Here is a 19,057-nt window from a genome sequence, read left to right as displayed (position 1 = left end):
ATTTTCAATCTAAATACGAATTGAAAATTTTAACGTATCGACAAATCCATAGGCAAAAAAAAATCCGCTTATCCTGAAAAATTCCGAGTTAATCGGTACAGTATAAACGGAATAAAATTTATTGAACGGGACTATCCCAATACTTGTTTTACTTTTAAACCGATTTCGGCAGGGGAATCAACAACATGGATACCACATTCCCTCATAATTCTTTTTTTCGCCTGTGCCGTATCGTCACTACCGCCCACTATAGCACCTGCATGCCCCATAGTTCTTCCAGCAGGAGCTGTTTCACCGGCAATAAAACCAACGATTGGTTTCTTGCTTCCACTGGCCCTGTACCACTGTGCGGCATCGGCTTCCAATTGTCCGCCTATTTCACCGATCATGACCACACATGTCGTTTCCGGATCATTGATCAACAACTCAACCGCTTCTTTTGTAGTAGTACCGATTATAGGATCGCCGCCTATTCCAATGGCAGTTGTAATACCGAGACCTTGGCGTACTACCTGGTCCGCGGCCTCATAGGTTAAAGTCCCTGATTTGGAAACAATCCCTACATTACCCTTTTTAAAGACGAAGCCTGGCATTATGCCTACTTTGGCCTCGCCAGGGGTAATTACTCCAGGACAGTTTGGCCCCACCAATCTACAGTCCATATGTTTTATATAGTCATATACCTTTACCATATCGGCTACGGGTATACCTTCCGTGATGGTAATGATTACTTTAATTCCGGCGCTAGCAGCTTCCATAATTGCATCTGCGGCAAATGCAGGTGGCACAAAGATAATGGTAGTATCGGCCCCAACTTTTTGAACGGCTTCTTCAACTGTATTGAATACAGGTTTTCCCAAATGCTCTTGTCCACCTTTCCCCGGGGTTACCCCTCCAACTACATTGGTGCCGTATTCGATCATCTGTTCAGCATGGAAAGTACCTTCGCTACCTGTAAAACCTTGAACAATAATTTTGGAATCCTTGTTTACTAAAACGCTCATTATATATTTGGTTTAATTGATTCTTGCAAAAATAAAGTTTTGAAAAGGAATTCTAAACTATTCTCCTGCATATTTATTCTTCTATTTTTTTTAATATATAGGGGATTTGCTTAACATAGGCCAACTGTTTTAATTTTTCCCTTGATTCCTCTGCCGGAGTCCCAAAATAATTTCCCCCGCCTTCCAAGGATTTCGAAACTCCGGTTTGTGCAAGGACTACCGCTTTTTTTCCAATGGTGACGGCACTCGTAATACCCACCTGTCCCCATAGGGTAACCTCATCTTCGATGATTACGCAGCCGGCAATACCGGTTTGGGAGGCAATTAGGCATTTTTCCCCTATTACCGTATCATGGCCAACTTGAACCTGATTGTCCAATTTTGTTCCTTTCTTGATCGTCGTATTGCCCGTAACCCCTTTGTCTATGGTGCAAAGGGCACCAATGTCCACATTGTCCTCAATAACTACCTTTCCCCCAGAGATCAATTTATCATATCCTTCCGGTCTTTTTTTGTAATAAAAGGCATCGGAACCCAATACCGAACCCGAATGAATGGTAACGTTGTTTCCTATTATACAATTGTCATAAATGGATACGTTGGAGTGAATAAGGCAGTTATCGCCAATAACTACATTGTTCCCTATAAAACAATTGGGTTGAATAATGGTATCTCTGCCAATTTTGGCCGAGCTGGAAATGTTTTTTTGGGCTTGGACAAAAGGTTTGAAAAAAAGGGTAAGGAGGTTAAAATCCCTAAATGGATCGTCTGAAATCAATAATGCCTTCCCTTCCGGGCAGGCAACCTCTTTATTGATCAGAACAATAGATGCCGCACAGTTAAGTGCCTTGTCATAGTATTTGGGATGGTCCACAAAAACGATGTCGCCCTTCTCCACAACATGGATTTCGTTCATGCCCAATACAGGAAAATCGTCATGGCCAACATATTCGGCCTTTATTATAGTAGCAATCTGGTTAAGCGTATAGGGAATTGGAAACTTCATAATAGGGGTTCTACGCCATTAACGGCAAAAAGCATGGTGTAACTTAATTATTCCTTTACACGCTCCATATAAGCGCCTTTTTCGGTATCAATTTTTATTTTATCGCCTTCATTGATAAACAAAGGCACATTTACGGTGGCCCCTGTTTCAACCTTGGCAGGTTTGGTGGCATTGGTGGCCGTATTGCCTTTAACTCCGGGTTCTGCATAAGTAACCTCCAAGATAACACTTGCCGGCATATCTACCGAAAGTGGCATACTGTCCTCAGTGTTGAAAAGTATGGTCACCACTTCGCCCTCTTTCAACAAATCGGGTGCATCCAAAGAGCTCTCTTGTAGGGTAATTTGGTTGTAGTCGCCCGTGTTCATGAAGTGGTAGTTCTCCCCCTCGGCATATAAAAATTGATAGGAGCGGGTCTCTACCCGTACATCCTCAATTTTCGCCCCTCCGGAAAACGTATTGTCCAATACTTTGCCGGTACTTATACTTTTCAATTTCGTCCTGACAAAAGCGGGGCCCTTTCCCGGTTTAACATGAAGAAATTCAATTATTTTGTAAATGTCGTTGTTGTACCTGATGCACAATCCTTTTCTAATATCCGATGTTGATGCCATAAAATTCTAATTAGTACTAAAATAACCTTTCATGATTCCTCTTTGTGAATCCCTTATAAATTGTAAAATTTCATCCCTTTCCGGAGTGGCCTCCATTTCCGCTTCAATAATTTGAACAGCTTGGGAATTATTATAATTCTTTTGATATAGTATTCGGTAAATATTCTGTATCTCCCGGATTTTATCAGAATCGAAGTTTCTTCTTCTCAAGCCTACGGAATTGATACCTACATAGGATAAAGGTTCGCGGGCCGCTTTTACAAATGGCGGTACATCCTTTCTTACCAAGGACCCACCCGTTACAAAGGCGTGGCGACCAATGGACACAAATTGATGTACGGCTACCAAGCCGGCCAATATTACATTGTCGCCAATGGTTACGTGTCCGGCCAGGGTGGAATTGTTGGAGAAAATACAATTGTTGCCCACCAGGCAATCATGCGCAACATGGCAATAGGCCATTATTAGGCAATTGTCCCCAATAACCGTTTTCATTCTATCCGATGTGCCCTTATGTATGGTAGCGCATTCCCTTATAGTGGTATTGTTGCCGATTATAACGGTGGTTTCTTCACCTTCATATTTTAAATCCTGTGGGGGTGCGGATATAACGGCGCCGGGGAAAATATTGCAATTTTTTCCAATACGGGCACCTTCCATTATGGTCACATTGGAACCTATCCATGTACCATCTCCAATTATTACGTTATTGTGGATAGTTGTAAATGGTTCTACTACAACATTTTTGGAAATTTTAGCCCCAGGGTGAATATAGGCCAGTGGTTGATTCATCCTTCTTATTTCTTTTTAACTATTTGGGCCATCATTTCAGCCTCGCATACCAATTTACTATTGGCATAGGCGTAGGCCTGCATATGGCATATACCTCTCCTTATAGGTGTAATTAAACTACAGTGGAAAATTAGGGTATCTCCGGGAAGCACCTTCTGTTTAAATTTTACATTATCGATCTTCATGAAAAGCGTAAGGTAATTTTCGGGATCGGGAACGGTGCTCAGCACCAAGATGCCCCCGGTTTGTGCCATCGCCTCCACTTGAAGGACCCCCGGCATTACAGGTGCCCCTGGGAAGTGGCCAACAAAAAAAGGTTCGTTCATGGTTACATTCTTCATGCCTACTACATGTTGTTCGGACAGTTCCAAAATCCTGTCTATGAGCAGGAACGGAGGTCTATGTGGCAACATATCCATAATCTGGTGGATATCCATCAAAGGAGGCTTGTTCAGATCGTATTGCGGTACATGGTTCCTCTTTTCCATTTTAATGATTTTGGACAATTTTTTTGCGAACTGTGTATTCACAAAATGTCCCGGTTTATTGGCGATAACTTTCCCCCTTATCCTTGTTCCTGTAAGGGCAAGGTCGCCAATTACATCCAATAACTTATGTCTGGCGGCTTCATTGGGCTGGTGCAACGTTAAGTTGTCCAATATGCCATTGGGCTTTACCGATAATTTTTTCTTGTTAAAGGCCTTTTCCAGCTTTTTCATGGTGGAATCGGAAATCTCCTTATCCACATAAACAATAGCATTATTTAAATCTCCACCTTTTATCAGGCCATTTTCCAACAACATCTCAAGTTCGTGCAGGAAACTAAAGGTTCTGGCATCCGCTATTTCCGATTTAAACTCGCTTAGATTTTCTAAAGTGGCATTTTGGGTGCCCAGCACTTTGGTGCCAAAATCTACCATGGTCGTTATCTGATAGCTATCCGAAGGGATAATAGTGATCTCGCTACCGGTTTCCTCATCTTTGTACGATATGACGTCCTTTACTACAAACTCATCCCGAAAAGCATTCTGCTCTACAATACCCGCATCTTCAAGTGCTTGTACAAAATACTTGGATGATCCGTCCATTATAGGGGGTTCCGGGGCATTCAGCTCTATTAGGACATTGTCTATTTCCAAGCCTACCAAGGCGGCCAGGACATGCTCTGAAGTTTGAATCTTTACTCCTCGTTTTTCCAGATTGGTACCCCTTTGGGTATTTACTACAAAATTGGCGTCGGCCTCTATGACGGGCTCCCCTTCGAGATCCACACGCTTAAAGGCATAACCAAAATTTTCAGGAGCTGGAACAAACTTTAATGTCACATTTTCCCCTGTGTGCAATCCTACACCCTTAAGTGTAATTTCCTTCGCAATTGTCCGTTGTTTTGTAGCTGTATTACTCACCGTCAATCTTTTTTTCTAAGTGTTCCAATCTATTTATTAATTTGGGAAAGTTTTTAAAATGTACATATGATTTATTGTAATCCCCGTAATTAAAGGCTGGAGAACCCTGCAATACCTCATCATCCTTGACATTTCTTCCAATACCGGACTGTGCCTGTATTTTTACCCTGTCCCCTATTATAATATGACCTACAATACCTACCTGACCCCCTATCTTGCAGTACTTTCCAATTTTAGTGGATCCGGCAATTCCCGTTTGCGCGGCAATTACGGTATGCTCCCCGATTTCCACATTGTGGGCTATCTGGATTTGGTTATCCAATTTTACCCCCTTCCTGAGAATGGTAGAGCCCAAGGTGGCCCTATCTATAGTAGTACCGGCCCCAATATCAACATTGTCCTCAAGAACAACATTTCCTGTCTGGGGTACCGTTATGTATTCTCCATTATCGCTAGGGGCAAATCCAAAGCCATCGGCACCCAAAACAACGCCGCTGTGGACCACACAATGGTTGCCAATAAGGGTTTCCGAATAAATTTTGGCCCCTGCAAAGATAACCACATTATTACCTATGGAAACATTGTCCCCTATATAGACATTGGGATATATTTTTACATTGTCACCAATCTTTACATTGTTGCCCAGGTAGGAAAAGGCCCCTAAATAAAAATCTTTGCCGTATGTAGCGGTATCCGCCCTAAAAACGGGTTCCTCTATACCTGTTTTGTTGTTTTTTACCTGATTGTAATATTCCAAAAGCTTGGAAAAGGATTTGTATGCGTCATCCACTTTTATCAAGGTGGTTTCTAAGTGATGATCTGGAACAAAGTCCCTATTTACAATGGTTACAGATGCTTTTGTAGTGTAAATGAACGAAGTGTATTTTGGGTTGGCCAGAAATGTAAGTGCCCCTTTTTCACCTTCTTCTATCTTCGCCAATTTGTGTACAGCTATTTCTGGATTGCCCTCAACATCCCCTTCCAATATACCCGCGATTTGGCTTGCTGTAAATATCATGGGGACAAAAGTAAGAAAAATAGTTAAACGGAAACTTTAGGATAACACATATAATATTTGGTAACGGTCTTGGAAAGCGTTTTCAAATATTGTTGATCGGAGGCCTTGGATACATCCGTTACCCTACCATTGCTATGTAGAATGTTTATATTCTGACATTTGGAGTTGTACGCCTGGTTTTTGATCTCCCCGGTAAACACAAAATAGGCCGTTTCATCATCTGTTAATCGATGTTCGTTTTTAAAGCTTAAAAAATGCCTGTTCAGTTTGGCTTCGTTAATGGGCCTGTTTTTCAATTTTATATGTAACAACCTACGGTCAAGGATCATTTTACAGAGTTTTGATAATACAAAATCTTCATGGTCCTGCCAGCTTTTAACCGCCCATAAGATATCTACATCATCCAATTGGGCAAACAGATCCAACTTATTCCTGGAAAATTCCTCTTTTGAAATTTTGTTCTCCATGAAGAACTTAAGGGCACCGCTAAATTGGACCTTCCCTCCTTTGGCCAACAATTCCTTGGCCCTTTGTAAAATTTTTATCAAAAGCTGTTCTGCTACCAACCCGGTTTTGTGCAAATAAACCTGCCAATACATAAAACGCCTTGCCATCAAAAATTTTTCAACCGAGTATATCCCCTTCTCCTCTATTACCAATTCGCCATTTAGAACATTCAACATGGTAAGGAGCCTTTCGGAATTTATATTGCCTTCCGCCACCCCAGTGTAGAAACTATCCCTTTTTAAATAATCCATTCTATCCATATCGAGTTGACTGGAGACCAATTGGTTTAAAAATTTTTTGGGATATAGCCCTTTAAAAATGGCAATGGCCGTGTTCAGTTTTCCCTTATATTTTTGATTGAGGGCCTCCATGAACAATAAGGATATATGTTCATGGTTCACCCCTTCCACAATACTGTGCTCCATGGCATGCGAAAAAGGGCCGTGACCAATATCATGCAACAAAATGGCGCATAGGAGTCCGTCTTCCTCCTCCTTTGTGATTTCGACCGACTTAAAGCGGAGGACCTGAATGGCCTGTTGCATCAGGTACATGCTTCCGAGGGCATGATGGAAACGGGTATGGTGGGCACCTGGGTATACCAGGTAGGATAGGCCCATTTGGGAGATTCTCCTTAAGCGCTGAAAATAAGGTTCAGCAATTAGATTAAAGATTAGTGCATTGGGTATTCCGATAAATCCGTAAATTGGATCATTGAAAATTTTGAGCTTATTTGATTTTATCAAAACCAGAATTCTTTACGCATACAAATATAAGGACTAAATGAACAAGATAACAATACTTTGGGTAGATGATGAGATAGATTTATTAAAACCGCACATCTTATTTTTAGAGGGCAAAAATTATAAGGTTATTACCTGTCTCAGCGGTAGGGAGGCATTGGATGAATTAAAGGAGACACATGTAGATATAGTTTTTTTGGACGAAAACATGCCCGGTATTTCCGGCTTGGAAACGTTGAACGAAATAAAGGTGATCAATAATTCCCTTCCAGTGGTAATGATAACCAAAAGTGAGGAGGAATTGATTATGGAGGAGGCAATCGGTTCCAAAATAGCGGATTATTTAATTAAGCCGGTAAATCCCAATCAAATTTTATTGTCCCTAAAAAAGAATCTGGACCATTCACGCCTGGTCTCGGAAAAGACTACCGCCAACTATCAGCAGGAATTCCGGAAGATTGCCATGGAATTGGCAATGGTAAATTGTTTTGAAGAATGGGCGGAACTATATAGAAAATTGATTTCCTGGGAATTGCGATTGGAGGAAATAGAAGATTCCGGAATGTTCGAAATATTGGAGTCCCAAAAAACGGAAGCGAACCAACAGTTTGGAAAATTTGTAGAAAAAAATTATCCCAATTGGTTTACCGATAAAGACGGTCCCATCATGTCGCACACCCTCTTTGGACAGTTGGTGCAACCAGAGTTGAAGGACCATAAAACACTTTTGGTGGTCATAGATAATTTGCGCTATGACCAGTGGTTGGCTTTTGAGGACACTTTAAATTCTTTTTATAGAAAACGAAAGGAAGTACCCTATTTCAGTATTTTGCCAACGGCCACCCAATATGCAAGGAATGCTATTTTCTCTGGGCTTACGCCATTGGATATGGAGAAAAAATATCCACAGTGGTGGAGAAACGATACAGAGGAGGGGGGCAAGAATCTGTTTGAAGCCGAGTTTTTAGAGGCACAGCTAAAGCGTTTGGGACTGGAATTAAAGTGGGAATACCATAAAATCAGCAGCTTAAAACAAGGCAAGCAGCTTTCCCAAAATTTTAGATCCCAGAAAGACAATGATCTTACCGTGATAGTGTACAACTTTGTGGATATGCTCTCGCATTCCAAAACGGAAATGGATGTGGTGAAGGAATTGGCCGCCAATGACAAGGCTTACCGTTCCCTGACCCAGAGTTGGTTTAAAAACTCCCCTTTGTTGGAGATTATACAGCAGGCACAGGGACTGGGATTAAAACTGATCATTACTACGGATCACGGCACCATTAATGTGAAACAACCATCCAAGGTAATCGGTGATAAGGAAACGAGCCTTAACCTCCGCTACAAAACGGGACGTAGCCTTACTTATGAGGAAAAGGACGTATTGGAGGCAAAAGATCCGAAAAAAATATTCCTGCCCAATATAAATGTCAGCAGTTCGTACATATTTGCCAAAAATGACCTGTTTTTTGCCTATCCCAACAATTACAACCACTATGTGGGCTATTACAGGAATACGTATCAGCATGGCGGGGTTTCCATGGAGGAAATGATAATTCCATTTGTAGTTTTGGAACCTAGGTGAGATATTTTCCAAGGCCAAAATAAACTTGAATTTTAATAAATGGGGAATAGGATTTAAATTGCGCATATTTTAAAGCAATAAAATGACTATTTCCTATAATATTTCCCAAATATCCGATGTGGCCCAACAATTGATTGCCAAGGTTTCCTCAAAATCGCTCTGTTTTTATGGGGAGATGGGGGCCGGGAAGACCACCCTGATAAAAGCCTTGGTGAAGGAATTGGGAGGTGGCAGCAGCACAAGCAGTCCCACTTTTGGTATTGTAAACGAATACCATAAGGATAATGGGGAGCTGTTGGGGTATCATTTTGATTTTTACCGTTTGAACGATGAATCCGAGGCCTGGGACCTTGGGCTGGAAGAATACCTCGGCAGGGATACATGGATTTTTATGGAGTGGCCGGAAAAAATTGAAGGGCTGCTTCCTCCTACAAGAACCGAAATTAGAATTGAAGTACTGGATGAAAAAACCAGGCAACTTTCAATTATATAGTTGCTACTTTTTTGTTCAATCTTTCAAATCCAATTAAACCCAACACCGTTTCCTGAATTTCATGAGGCTACCTTAAAATTGAAGATTTGGGGGCAAGGCGTATTAATTTCGATGAAATGTGTGGTTTAATCGATGTAATATGCATTTTTATCGATGTAATACAGACCATGTGGTTTTTTTTAATATTTTTGTTTTTGTGTTGAACCCTTTATCGAACTTAAAATTTAAAACCATGAACATTAAAAAAAAATCCCTAGGTTTTGCTCTTGCGGCATGTATTTCATTAATGAGCTTCTCCTGTACCACTAGCAACACCGCTGAAGATGATTCATTATATGAACAGAATATCGATATATTAAAAATCAAGGTACCGGCGAACGGTATTGACATTTTAAAGGTTAAAGTACCGAAGAACGGTTAAGACCTACTTTACCTAATTAGATGGGCTTTTATATACTAGAAGCCCATTTTTTTTGTTATAATAGGGTAAAATAATTGCCCAATTGTTAAAAATGTTCAAACCGTTCCGCAATCAGGACCAAAGCAATAAAACCAAAAAGTCGAGAAGTCTACTATTTGGAAGTATTGTAGCGGTTATGATCGCTTTGACCCCCTTACTATTTTATTCGTATAAATTTTTCCCTTCCGGTAGTACATTGGACCTTTACTTTTTTACCTATGAAAGTAAATATCAGTTGAGTATCATTACCGTGATGTGGCTGTTTATGGCCAAATTTGTACCCCTATTGCTCTTGATACTCTGGTTCTTTACCTGTAAACATTGGTGGTACCACGTATTGTTGATTCCAATAGCCATGTATACCTTTCAGGTTGTTTCCCTAATATATGAGGATCGGTTTATAGATGAGGTGGAAATATTTTGGTTGCTGCCCATAATGACAGTGGTAATTCCCTTTGTTTATTTTATTCGTTTAAAGTTGTTCGACAAGCATGTTCTTGGTATTGATCTGGAGGCAATGGACAGGGAATTAAAGGCGTACAAGGAAAAGGAACTTAAAGAAGGGGAACGTCTTGAAAAAGACGGAAAGGCAAAAGAAAAATTGTTGTAATTTTGATTTTTGGATAGCATCGATCGTATCGGTATATATCTGACAGATCTACAGCATATGAGCCAACATTCCTCACCGTTTAGTAAGCAGCAATTGCTGCCCCAAGAAGAAACTTTGGAAATCCTAAGACAAAAAGGAGAGCTTTTTATAGGGATTCCAAAGGAAAACCAATACCAGGAAAAGAGAATTTGCCTTACCCCAGACGCCGTAAATGCGATCACGGCCAATGGACACAGGATTTTAATTGAATCAGGAGCCGGTGATGGAGCCAATTATTCCGATGTGGAATATACCAATGCCGGGGGCGAAATAACAAGGGATACCAAGAAAGTTTTTGCCTGCCCTATAATTCTAAAGGTAGAGCCTGCTACCTTGCAGGAGATCCAGTTGATCAACCCGCAATCCACCATCATTTCGGCCCTTCAGATCAAGACCCAGCGTAAGAAGTATTTTGAGGAACTGGCCAAAAAGAGGATAACTGCCATTGCTTTCGAATATATTAGGGACGATGACGGAAAATATCCGGCGGTACGCTCCCTTAGTGAAATAGCGGGGATATCTTCGGTATTGATCGCCTCCGAAATAATGGCAGCCACCAACAAGGGCAATGGGCTTATGTTTGGGAACATAAGTGGGGTTCCACCAGTGGAGGTGGTGATTATTGGCGCGGGCACTGTGGGGGAATTTGCCGCTAGATCGGCCATAGGCCTCGGTGCCAATGTAAAGGTATTTGACAATTCCATTACCAAATTACGAAGTATCCAGACCAATCTAAGGCAGACCGTTTACACTTCTACCATTCAGCCTAAAAACCTGTTGAAGGCCTTAAAGCGTTGTGATGTGGCCATTGGCGCCACCCGTGGCAAGGATAGGTCCCCTGTGGTGGTAACCACCACCATGATGGAGCAGATGAAGAAAGGGGCGGTAATTATAGATGTGAGTATCGATATGGGCGGGTGTTTCGAGTCCAGTGAGGTCACTACGCACGACCAACCAATAAAGGTGAAAAATGGGGTATTGCATTATGGAGTACCCAATATTCCTTCAAGATATCCAAAAACGGCCTCCATATCCATAAGTAATATCTTCACCCCCTATTTACTGAAAATCGGGGAAGATGGTGGTTTTGAAAATGCCCTGCGATTTGATAAGGGGCTGCGCAACGGCCTTTATCTATATCACGGTATTCTGACCAATAAATCTGTTGGAGAGTGGTTCGACCTCTCCTACAGCGATATTAATTTTCTTATTTTTTAATTTATGGCTTTTTTAAAGCGTTTGGGCTTCTTTCTTTTTGGTTTATCCATCGGCCTGGTTTTTTTAACGATTTTCCTAAAGAAAAAATCGGAGGAAACAGGTACCGAATTCTGCTATTTTCCCAATTGCAGGACGTTAAAGGATATCAGGACCAAGCAAATTTCCTATTCGGACGCCATAGGGCAAATGATCCGCGCAAAGGAATTGGACAGTACCGATATAAATAGTTTTTTACATAGTGGGGATGTGGACTTCGGCAAGAGCGAAACCAAGACCAGTCCTTGCAAAACCTATTATATAGAGGGTTTTGTGAAAGATAGGGCGGCCATCTTGAAAGTAAATAATTGTTCCGAAAAGGCCGTCATAGAACGTGTAATCTTTTAAATTTTTCTTCGCTTCCGTTCCTTTTTCAATAAGGTGAGTTCCCGACTGGTCTGACCGGCTACGGAGGTATTCTCCTCTGCCCGTCTTATGAGATAGGGCATAACGTCCTTTACCGGTCCAAAAGGCAGGTATTTGGCTACATTATACCCTTCTTTTGCCAGATTAAAGGAAATATGGTCGCTCATGCCATAAAGTTGTCCAAACCAAATTCTGGGGTCGTTGCGATCAATATTTCTGGCAGCCATAAGTTCCATCAAACGGTAGCTGCTTGTTTCATTGTGGGTTCCTGCGAAGAGGGACATGGTATCCAAATGGTCTACCATATAGGCCACTACATTATCAAAATTTTCGTCGGTAAGCTGTTTGGAGGCACAGATCGGGGATGGATACCCTTTTTCCCCGGCCCTATCGTTTTCTTTTTCCATATAGGCCCCACGGACTACTTTCATTCCAATGTAATAATTGTTTTTTAAAGCGTCCTTATGCAGTCTTTTTAGATAATCCAACCGGTCCCATCTGTAGGTTTGCAGGGTGTTGAAGACAATGGCTTTTTTTTGGTTGTATTTACGCATCATGGTTTCGGCTAGCCCATCCGCTGCCCCCTGCATCCAGCTTTCCTCACTATCTATCAATATGGAAACCTCCAAGTCATGCGCTTTTTTGCACACCTTGTCGTACCTGTTCACCACCCGTTGCCATTCTTCCTTCTCCTCTTTGGTGAGTCGATCCCCCTCCGTTATCTTTTGGTAAAGTTTAAACCGTCCAAAACCGGTGGGCTTGAATACTATAAAGGGTATGGCCGCATTCTCTCTAACAAAATCAATGGTTTTCAATGCTTTTTCATAACAGGAATCCAGCTGATTTTCCACCTCCTGCCCTTCCACGGAATAATCCAAAATAGTACTTACCCCCTTTTCATACATTTTATCGGCAACCACTAAACACTCTTCCTCGTTTACCCCGCCGCAGAAATGGTCAAAAACACTGGCCCTGATAAGCTTTTCCACGGGCAAGTGTGCCTTTAGGGCAAAGTTGGTAACTGCAGTGCCTATTTTGACCAGGGGTTCGTTTGCAATGAGTTTGAATAAAAAATATGCCCTTTCCAATTCTGAGTCGGTTTTAAGTGTAAACGCCGTTGCCGTATCCTCAAAAATTTCCTTCATTCCTATGATTTTGTTAAGGATTCAAATATAAGTACAGATTTTATATTCCTATCAGATAAAATAATGTTTATTTTGCCGTAAATAAATCAATAATGAATTCTATTACGACACCCTCCTACGCTGTTCATTTTAATGAAAAGGCCTATGTGGCCCTCAATGGCCACTTGGCAAAATCCAATTACTCCAAAATATTCATTCTGGTAGATGAAAATACCCATAATTGCTGTCTGCCTATTTTTATGTCCAAAATTGAAGGGGAATACGATTTCGAAATTGTAGAAATAGAAGAAGGCGAAATCAATAAAAATATAGGAACCTGTACGCAGGTTTGGGAAGTTTTGTCCGAGTTGGATGCGGACAGAAAAAGTGCAATGATAAACCTTGGCGGTGGCGTGGTTACAGATCTTGGAGGTTTTGTAGCTTCCTGTTTTAAAAGGGGGATCGATTTTATCAATGTACCCACTACCCTCTTGTCTATGGTGGATGCTTCCGTTGGGGGAAAGACCGGAGTTGATCTTGGTCCCTTAAAGAACCAGATAGGGGTTATCAATCAACCCCAAATAGTGGTGGTGGATACCGATTTCCTGAATACGCTGAACCAAAGGCAATTGAACAGTGGCTATGCCGAAATGCTAAAACACGGCCTTATTGTGGACGCTGCCTACTGGGAGACCTTAAAGGCCATTACAGGTTTTGACAATTTGGACGAATACATCCTTAGGTCGGTGGCCATAAAAAATGAGGTGGTACAACGGGATCCCACCGAACAGCATCTAAGAAAAATCCTAAATTACGGACATACCTTGGGGCATGCCGTGGAATCCTATTTTTTGGAAAGTAAGGAGCACGAACTGCTTTTACATGGCGAGGCCATTGCCATAGGGATGATACTGGAAGGATATCTTTCCCATAAATTGACGGGATTGAACAGGGATGCCCTGAAAGATATCAAGGCCACCTTTCTAGGGAGGTACAAAAAAGTGGATTTTGAAAAAAAGGATATCGATACCATTCTTAGCTTGTTGAAGTTTGACAAGAAAAACTCCCATGGCAATATCAATTTTGTTCTGTTGAAAAAAATAGGCGAACCGGTTATAGATATAAAAGTAGCACCGGATCTATTGGAAGAAGCCTTTGCTTACTACGCAGAATAAAGGCTACATATACTAATATTGTTGCTTTTGCAACTCTTAATATAGTTGTCTTGTAAAATTACATAGTTTAGGTAGTATAAATAACCGCCCTTATTTTTTGGGAAAACCCAACTGCTATGCTACGTAAACTTGTAGATTACAAAAAATTGGGCCATGAAGTGGCCGCGCTATTAATAGAAATGTATCCACATGGTTATGGCGATGAGGATATTATTATGTTCAAAGGCATCCATGGTGAAATTATTGAAGCTGTGGAAGTAAAAACGGAGGATACCATTTATCTCGTTAAGATCAGTAAGAGTTTAGCCAGTTTTATTTCAAATTTTGAGGAGAATATGGAAAAGGAACTGGAAGATCGGCCAGAATCCGAAACATATGAATTGCCTTCAGATGAAATGGAACTCGAATTAAACCAGGAAGAAGATGAATCCAATTTGGATTAGGCCTGCAGGTATTTGGAGACTATAATCCGTTGATGGTGTTTTAGATGGCCGCAGATAACAAATCCCAGCGTCCCCACGGTCCATTCAATATTACTGGCAATTCCGGAACGGACAAGATCCTCATTGTCCAAATTAAGGAAAAGGGATATGGAAGCTTCCCTTACGGCATTAAACTCGTTAATAAGGCCATCCTTGTCCCTGGTATTGGCATTGGAATGTGTTACGAATAGATCCTGGTCAAAACCGGGCAAAGGTGTTTTGTCGTTTCTCAGGAATCGCAGGGCCCTATATTGAAAAACACGTTCTGCATCAATAATATGTAAAATCACTTCCGCAATGGTCCATTTGCCCAGGGCATATGAACTATGCAATTTTTCTTCTGGAATGTTCCTGATAAATTTTGCAAATTCAGTTTTGCCATTGGCCAATTCGGCCATTAATTCGCTATCGTCCAATACGGATAAGTAAGTTCCATAAAAGGTATCGTAGACCTCTTTGGATAAATTGGATTTTTTCATTTTGTGAATAATAATGGTTTTCTCTGGGATAATAAAACCTCCCCTGTTTTAATTTAAATAATTCCCCGAAGCCCGCTCGTATCCGTTTGGACGGGTTCATCTCTCCTTTGGGGAGTCCGCCCCGTGAATTCCGTGGGGGTCAGAACTATCATTTCGGGCAGTTCCGGGGGATATTAAATAAAAAATCCCAAACAAAAACTGCTCGGGATTTTATACCTTTTGCGTTTATAATGATCAATTACATTTCGTTGAAGATCGTGTGCATCAGACGTTTTTTGTCATTGATACTTTCTTCCAAGGAAATCATGGTCTCCGTCCTATCGATACCATCAATATCATCTATCTTAAAAATAATGTTTTTGGCATGATTGGTGTCCTTTGCGCGTATCTTGCAAAAGATATTGAATTTCCCTGTAGTAATATGGGCCACCGTCACATTTGGAATTTGATTTAATCGCTCCAATACAAACTTGGTCTGATGTGTTTTTTCCAAAAATATACCAACGTAGGCAATAAAGGCATATCCAAGTTTAACATAATCCAATGTTAACGATGATCCCTTGATAATCCCGGCTTCCTCCATTTTCTTAACGCGAACATGAACGGTCCCCGCAGAAATCAGAAGCTTTTTTGCTATATCGGTAAACGGTGTTCTGGTATTGTCAATTAACATATCCAGAATTTGGTGGTCTATTTCGTCTAATTTTACTTTACCCATTAGTGTTTATTTTATGCAAAAATAATAAAATATCAAATTAAATGTAATGAATCCATTATTTTTTTATGAAAACCGTAACATTTTTAGATTTTTTAAAAAAATATTCCATTGGAGTTAAGTAGGTCCATTAGTTCGGGTTTGTTTTTTATTTTCATTAAGTCTTTATAAAACAAGCAGTTATATGTTTTATGGCCAAATTTACCTTGTAAATTTCCTATTTCTTCCAATTTCCCTTTGAATTGAATCTTTCCATTTACCAAAGTTTCTACATATTGGATGGCAGCACTGCCGTTTGATCCGTATTTGGGCTCAGGGATAGGGATATTCTCTATGATGACATCATAAAACAATTTGTTATTGTCCGGAATATCAAAATATGAATCCCTTTTATACTGGTGGATGGTTCCCTGTGAAATTACCTCGATGGCCCTGAGCATGGCCATAAAAATATATTTTCTGGTTTCTTCCCTGTCGTAATCTCCGGGAAAATGGCCCGACTCGAACAAGACGGTAGGTGTATGCAGCATTTGAAAGGTGTCGCCAACACAGTTGCTGTTAAATCCGTCATCATATCTTCCCACCTGGCCCGGAATGAACTTTTGCAATTCTTCGTTCATGGCCACAATTAATTGCATACTGATCCCCCTGGTTTCGGATATACTTCTTTCTGGGTCATGCGCAGGTGCCAAAAAGGAAACCGTTGCGGGTCTGGGGGTATTCCCTACATTGAATAGGGTGCGTTGGTCATGTAGGTTGAAACAGTAATCGGGTTTAAAATCCTCGTATATTTTTCGTAACACTAGGCTTTCGGGCTGGGTCTTTTCCTGGGCGTCCCGGTTTAAATCTACCCCATTTGCATTTGCCCTGGTGTAGGCCATGGCTCCGTCCGGATTTAGGATCGGAACAATTTTAAGGGTACAGTTCTTTAAAATGTACCTAGACAGTTCCGAATCCGATTTTAGAAAATTTATTAAATCCAAAACAGCTTTTGTTGTAGTGGACTCGTTTCCGTGCATTTGGGACCACATCAATATTTTTAAATCCCCCTTGCCCAAGGCAATACTTTTTATAGCGCGTCCTTCCACGGATAAGCCCTCGGTTTGGATCTTAAAGTATTTGGAAACAGCATCTAGAAATGCGTCAAGATGCTTATCGGTAACGTATCGGCCATTTATCGTTACTTCCTTAATATCATTATAGTTTAGCGGCATGTGCAAGACTCTGGTTTTGTTCTGACCCTGCAAAGGTAGCGTCAAATTAAATTACATTTGTAAATCATAAAAGTTACATTTGTAAACACACATTGAATTGTCGACCGTTTCGTTTATGGGCGTGGGTCAGGGCCGTTTATCGTATAATTTGTTTTATTTATAATTGCTATTTATATATTTTTGAATCAATTAAATTAATAGCTTTATATAAAGTGTTAAATTAAGTATATGAAGCGTATGAACAGGAGTCCATGCACACAACATGCTTTAAAATGATTACCTTTAAAAATATAAATTTACAATTGTGAACGCTGCTGATTTTATAAATAGAATAGATCAAATTTTGAAGTTCCATGATTTATCCGCTTCCGCGTTTGCTGATACAATGGGTGTTCAGCGGTCCAGCATCTCCCATCTTCTAGCGGGAAGAAACAAACCCAGTCTGGAATTTGTTCTTAAGGTTGTCTCCTCTTTTTCCGATGTAGATTTGTATTGGCTGTTGTTCGGTGAAGGCTCTTTTCCTAAGAAAGCAAGGGCAACCCATCCTATGGAAGCTGAGGCAAAAATGGCAGTAAAGAACGAAATGGCCGATGAGGCTATTCCAAAACCCCAGGTCATAGATAAAATTGTTATTTTTTATTCCGATGGAAGCTTTAAGTCCTATTCGGAATTGGGGAGTTGAATTATTTGCTTTTTTTTGCGTGATTACAGCATCAAATTACTTTATTTTGTAGCATGACTAGAAATATGATTTTCGGGGTGGTGTTGCTCATGCTATCGGCATACTCTTGTTATGGGCCCGAACGCAATTGCGCTGATTTTAAGAACGGAAAATTCTCTTTTACTGCAGAGATAGGTGGTGAAAAGCTTACAACAACATTTGTTAGAAACGATAGTATTGAATTGGATTATTTTCAAGGGAAGGTGGATAGCTCTTCAATTAGATGGATAAATGATTGCGAATATATCGTAAAGAAACTACACCCTAAAAATATGGCCGAAGAGAAATCAATTCATATGAAGATTTTGTCCACCGACAATAATTCGTATACATTTGAATACAATGTTGTTGGCAGTGCCAAAAAATCTGTGGGAACCGCAATTAAAATACAATAACGATGTTTGAAATCTTATCGAATCCGGATGCGTGGGTGGCTTTGCTTACGCTAACCTTTTTGGAGATTGTCCTAGGAATAGACAATATTATATTTATCTCCATAATTGCTAACAAACTGCCCCAGAAACTGCAGGCCAAAGCAACCAATATAGGGCTTCTAATGGCTATGGTACAAAGAATTGTATTGTTGTTTGCGGTATCCTTCCTAATTGGACTTAAGAATCCGTTTTTCTACATAGAGAGCTCATGGGTCTATATGGGGATTAGCGGTCAGGCTTTGATCTTGTTTTTTGGGGGATTGTTCCTGCTCTACAAAAGTACCTCTGAAATTCATGAAAAAATAGAAATGCCGCAGCATGACGAGCAAGAAGTCAGTGCCAAGGGGATCACAAGCTTGTCCAGTGCCATTGTGCAGATTGTTCTGATCGACTTTATTTTCTCCATAGATTCCATTCTAACCGCAGTGGGGATGACCAATGGTATAGGTAACAAGCCGGGAGATGCTTTATTGCTCATGATCATTGCCGTTGTTGTTTCCATTGTTATCATGATGGTCTTTGCCAACCCAATAAGACAGTTCATTAGCGCCCATCCGTCCATGCAGATTTTGGCACTTTCCTTTTTGATACTTATCGGGTTTATGTTGATAATGGAAGCGGCACATCTTAGTCACGCTAAATTTTTCGGTAATGAAGTCGGTGCCATTCCCAAAGGTTACCTATATTTTGCCATTGCCTTCTCCCTGTTCGTGGAATTTCTAAATATTAGAATGCAAAAGAACAAGGGGAAGCCCTCGGGAATTAATAAGTAAAGAGAGGTATTCGGCTTGTCCTAGCGGTGATTTTATTTAAAGT

General features: G+C 40.7%; 22 protein-coding genes. 11 read left to right on the top strand and 11 right to left on the bottom strand.

All coding sequences use genetic code 11. The features are described 5' to 3' along the window. Positions 1–131: 131 nt before the first annotated feature. The 7 genes from sucD to D0S24_RS05895 form a co-directional block, all read right to left on the bottom strand. On the bottom strand, positions 132–1,004 hold the full coding sequence (gene sucD, locus D0S24_RS05925) for a succinate--CoA ligase subunit alpha (protein ID WP_117018938.1): 873 nt from the start codon (positions 1,002–1,004) through the stop codon (positions 132–134). Between the two features lie 73 nt (positions 1,005–1,077). Next, positions 1,078–2,010 carry a UDP-3-O-(3-hydroxymyristoyl)glucosamine N-acyltransferase gene (locus D0S24_RS05920; protein WP_117018937.1) on the bottom strand — a complete coding sequence of 311 codons (933 nt, stop codon included), beginning with the start codon at positions 2,008–2,010 and terminating at the stop codon, positions 1,078–1,080. Positions 2,011–2,057: 47 nt separating this feature from the next. Continuing rightward, positions 2,058–2,624 (bottom strand): elongation factor P, encoded by a 567-nt coding sequence (gene efp / locus D0S24_RS05915; protein ID WP_117018936.1) that lies wholly within the window; start codon positions 2,622–2,624, stop codon positions 2,058–2,060. 6 nt (positions 2,625–2,630) lie between these two features. Next, positions 2,631–3,416 (bottom strand): acyl-ACP--UDP-N-acetylglucosamine O-acyltransferase, encoded by a 786-nt coding sequence (gene lpxA, locus D0S24_RS05910; protein WP_117018935.1) that lies wholly within the window; start codon positions 3,414–3,416, stop codon positions 2,631–2,633. 5 nt (positions 3,417–3,421) lie between these two features. Next, positions 3,422–4,822, bottom strand: a complete 1,401-nt coding sequence (locus D0S24_RS05905) for a bifunctional UDP-3-O-[3-hydroxymyristoyl] N-acetylglucosamine deacetylase/3-hydroxyacyl-ACP dehydratase (protein WP_117018934.1) — start codon at positions 4,820–4,822, stop codon at positions 3,422–3,424. Then, a complete protein-coding gene (gene lpxD / locus D0S24_RS05900) occupies positions 4,815–5,840 on the bottom strand; it encodes a UDP-3-O-(3-hydroxymyristoyl)glucosamine N-acyltransferase (protein WP_117018933.1) in 1,026 nt (341 codons plus the stop codon). Before lpxD ends, D0S24_RS05905 begins: the two co-directional genes overlap by 8 nt. Positions 5,841–5,863: 23 nt before the next feature. Further along, entirely contained in the window at positions 5,864–7,093 is a 1,230-nt protein-coding gene (locus D0S24_RS05895) for an HD domain-containing protein (protein ID WP_117018932.1), read from the bottom strand. 37 nt (positions 7,094–7,130) lie between these two features. On the opposite strand from D0S24_RS05895, the gene D0S24_RS05890 reads away from it, so the two are divergent. The 6 genes from D0S24_RS05890 to D0S24_RS05865 all read left to right on the top strand — a co-directional run bounded on the left by D0S24_RS05890 (position 7,131) and on the right by D0S24_RS05865 (position 11,879). Further along, positions 7,131–8,675 (top strand): PglZ domain-containing protein, encoded by a 1,545-nt coding sequence (locus D0S24_RS05890; protein WP_117018931.1) that lies wholly within the window; start codon positions 7,131–7,133, stop codon positions 8,673–8,675. 82 nt (positions 8,676–8,757) lie between these two features. Then, positions 8,758–9,168, top strand: a complete 411-nt coding sequence (gene tsaE, locus D0S24_RS05885; protein WP_117018930.1) for a tRNA (adenosine(37)-N6)-threonylcarbamoyltransferase complex ATPase subunit type 1 TsaE — start codon at positions 8,758–8,760, stop codon at positions 9,166–9,168. Positions 9,169–9,400: 232 nt separating this feature from the next. After that, on the top strand, positions 9,401–9,589 hold the full coding sequence (locus D0S24_RS05880) for a peptidase m28 (protein ID WP_117018929.1): 189 nt from the start codon (positions 9,401–9,403) through the stop codon (positions 9,587–9,589). 91 nt (positions 9,590–9,680) lie between these two features. Then, positions 9,681–10,238 carry a hypothetical protein gene (locus D0S24_RS05875; protein WP_251795723.1) on the top strand — a complete coding sequence of 186 codons (558 nt, stop codon included), beginning with the start codon at positions 9,681–9,683 and terminating at the stop codon, positions 10,236–10,238. Between the two features lie 57 nt (positions 10,239–10,295). Further along, entirely contained in the window at positions 10,296–11,495 is a 1,200-nt protein-coding gene (locus D0S24_RS05870) for an alanine dehydrogenase (RefSeq protein ID WP_117018928.1), read from the top strand. 3 nt (positions 11,496–11,498) lie between these two features. Next, positions 11,499–11,879, top strand: coding sequence for a DUF4258 domain-containing protein (locus D0S24_RS05865; RefSeq protein WP_117018927.1), 381 nt, complete (start codon positions 11,499–11,501; stop codon positions 11,877–11,879). On the opposite strand, the gene D0S24_RS05860 is transcribed toward D0S24_RS05865, so the two are convergent. After that, complete coding sequence (locus tag D0S24_RS05860; protein WP_117018926.1) at positions 11,876–13,042, bottom strand: proline dehydrogenase family protein; 1,167 nt, start codon at positions 13,040–13,042, stop codon at positions 11,876–11,878. The genes D0S24_RS05865 and D0S24_RS05860 overlap by 4 nt on opposite strands. A 92-nt stretch (positions 13,043–13,134) precedes the next feature. Here D0S24_RS05860 and aroB point away from each other — a divergent pair, with 92 nt between their 5' ends. Together aroB and D0S24_RS05850 are read left to right on the top strand one after the other, a co-directional pair. Further along, complete coding sequence (gene aroB / locus D0S24_RS05855) at positions 13,135–14,196, top strand: 3-dehydroquinate synthase (RefSeq protein ID WP_117018925.1); 1,062 nt, start codon at positions 13,135–13,137, stop codon at positions 14,194–14,196. 116 nt (positions 14,197–14,312) lie between these two features. Continuing rightward, entirely contained in the window at positions 14,313–14,639 is a 327-nt protein-coding gene (locus D0S24_RS05850) for a hypothetical protein (protein ID WP_117018924.1), read from the top strand. Here D0S24_RS05850 and D0S24_RS05845 read toward each other — a convergent pair. The 3 genes from D0S24_RS05845 to D0S24_RS05835 form a co-directional block, all read right to left on the bottom strand. Further along, positions 14,636–15,157 carry a DinB family protein gene (locus D0S24_RS05845; protein WP_117018923.1) on the bottom strand — a complete coding sequence of 174 codons (522 nt, stop codon included), beginning with the start codon at positions 15,155–15,157 and terminating at the stop codon, positions 14,636–14,638. The two genes, D0S24_RS05850 and D0S24_RS05845, sit on opposite strands and share 4 nt — an antisense overlap. Positions 15,158–15,395: 238 nt before the next feature. Next, entirely contained in the window at positions 15,396–15,875 is a 480-nt protein-coding gene (locus tag D0S24_RS05840) for an Lrp/AsnC family transcriptional regulator (protein WP_031444145.1), read from the bottom strand. A gap of 92 nt (positions 15,876–15,967) precedes the next feature. Then, positions 15,968–17,086 (bottom strand): M14 metallopeptidase family protein, encoded by a 1,119-nt coding sequence (locus tag D0S24_RS05835; RefSeq protein ID WP_117018922.1) that lies wholly within the window; start codon positions 17,084–17,086, stop codon positions 15,968–15,970. Between the two features lie 304 nt (positions 17,087–17,390). Between D0S24_RS05835 and D0S24_RS05830 the strand changes: the two genes are divergently transcribed. Genes D0S24_RS05830 through D0S24_RS05820 form a run of 3 tightly spaced genes read left to right on the top strand, consistent with a single transcriptional unit; the run spans position 17,391 to position 19,014 of the window. Further along, entirely contained in the window at positions 17,391–17,768 is a 378-nt protein-coding gene (locus tag D0S24_RS05830) for a helix-turn-helix transcriptional regulator (protein ID WP_309545091.1), read from the top strand. A gap of 53 nt (positions 17,769–17,821) precedes the next feature. Then, complete coding sequence (locus D0S24_RS05825) at positions 17,822–18,202, top strand: DNA topoisomerase IV (protein ID WP_181938036.1); 381 nt, start codon at positions 17,822–17,824, stop codon at positions 18,200–18,202. Between the two features lie 2 nt (positions 18,203–18,204). Further along, entirely contained in the window at positions 18,205–19,014 is an 810-nt protein-coding gene (locus D0S24_RS05820; protein ID WP_117018919.1) for a TerC family protein, read from the top strand. Positions 19,015–19,057: the final 43 nt, after the last annotated feature.

Origin of the sequence: Arenibacter sp. P308M17 (assembly GCF_003426735.1) — a bacterium.
GTDB lineage: Bacteria > Bacteroidota > Bacteroidia > Flavobacteriales > Flavobacteriaceae > Arenibacter.
This window is presented reverse-complemented; position numbering and strand designations above follow the sequence as displayed.

Bases quoted from the DNA above. Each gene is read 5' to 3' on its own strand.
- D0S24_RS05865 (WP_117018927.1), top strand. From the start codon at position 11,499: ATGGCTTTTTTAAAGCGTTTGGGCTTCTTTCTTTTTGGTTTATCCATC.
- sucD (WP_117018938.1), bottom strand. From the start codon at position 1,004: ATGAGCGTTTTAGTAAACAAGGATTCCAAAATTATTGTTCAAGGTTTT.
- D0S24_RS05870 (WP_117018928.1), top strand. From the start codon at position 10,296: ATGAGCCAACATTCCTCACCGTTTAGTAAGCAGCAATTGCTGCCCCAA.
- D0S24_RS05840 (WP_031444145.1), bottom strand. From the start codon at position 15,875: ATGGGTAAAGTAAAATTAGACGAAATAGACCACCAAATTCTGGATATG.
- D0S24_RS05850 (WP_117018924.1), top strand. From the start codon at position 14,313: ATGCTACGTAAACTTGTAGATTACAAAAAATTGGGCCATGAAGTGGCC.
- D0S24_RS05920 (WP_117018937.1), bottom strand. From the start codon at position 2,010: ATGAAGTTTCCAATTCCCTATACGCTTAACCAGATTGCTACTATAATA.
- D0S24_RS05875 (WP_251795723.1), top strand. From the start codon at position 9,681: ATGTTCAAACCGTTCCGCAATCAGGACCAAAGCAATAAAACCAAAAAG.
- efp (WP_117018936.1), bottom strand. From the start codon at position 2,624: ATGGCATCAACATCGGATATTAGAAAAGGATTGTGCATCAGGTACAAC.
- D0S24_RS05845 (WP_117018923.1), bottom strand. From the start codon at position 15,157: ATGAAAAAATCCAATTTATCCAAAGAGGTCTACGATACCTTTTATGGA.
- D0S24_RS05825 (WP_181938036.1), top strand. From the start codon at position 17,822: ATGACTAGAAATATGATTTTCGGGGTGGTGTTGCTCATGCTATCGGCA.
- aroB (WP_117018925.1), top strand. From the start codon at position 13,135: ATGAATTCTATTACGACACCCTCCTACGCTGTTCATTTTAATGAAAAG.
- tsaE (WP_117018930.1), top strand. From the start codon at position 8,758: ATGACTATTTCCTATAATATTTCCCAAATATCCGATGTGGCCCAACAA.
- lpxD (WP_117018933.1), bottom strand. From the start codon at position 5,840: ATGATATTTACAGCAAGCCAAATCGCGGGTATATTGGAAGGGGATGTT.
- lpxA (WP_117018935.1), bottom strand. From the start codon at position 3,416: ATGAATCAACCACTGGCCTATATTCACCCTGGGGCTAAAATTTCCAAA.
- D0S24_RS05860 (WP_117018926.1), bottom strand. From the start codon at position 13,042: ATGAAGGAAATTTTTGAGGATACGGCAACGGCGTTTACACTTAAAACC.
- D0S24_RS05890 (WP_117018931.1), top strand. From the start codon at position 7,131: ATGAACAAGATAACAATACTTTGGGTAGATGATGAGATAGATTTATTA.
- D0S24_RS05835 (WP_117018922.1), bottom strand. From the start codon at position 17,086: ATGCCGCTAAACTATAATGATATTAAGGAAGTAACGATAAATGGCCGA.
- D0S24_RS05880 (WP_117018929.1), top strand. From the start codon at position 9,401: ATGAACATTAAAAAAAAATCCCTAGGTTTTGCTCTTGCGGCATGTATT.
- D0S24_RS05820 (WP_117018919.1), top strand. From the start codon at position 18,205: ATGTTTGAAATCTTATCGAATCCGGATGCGTGGGTGGCTTTGCTTACG.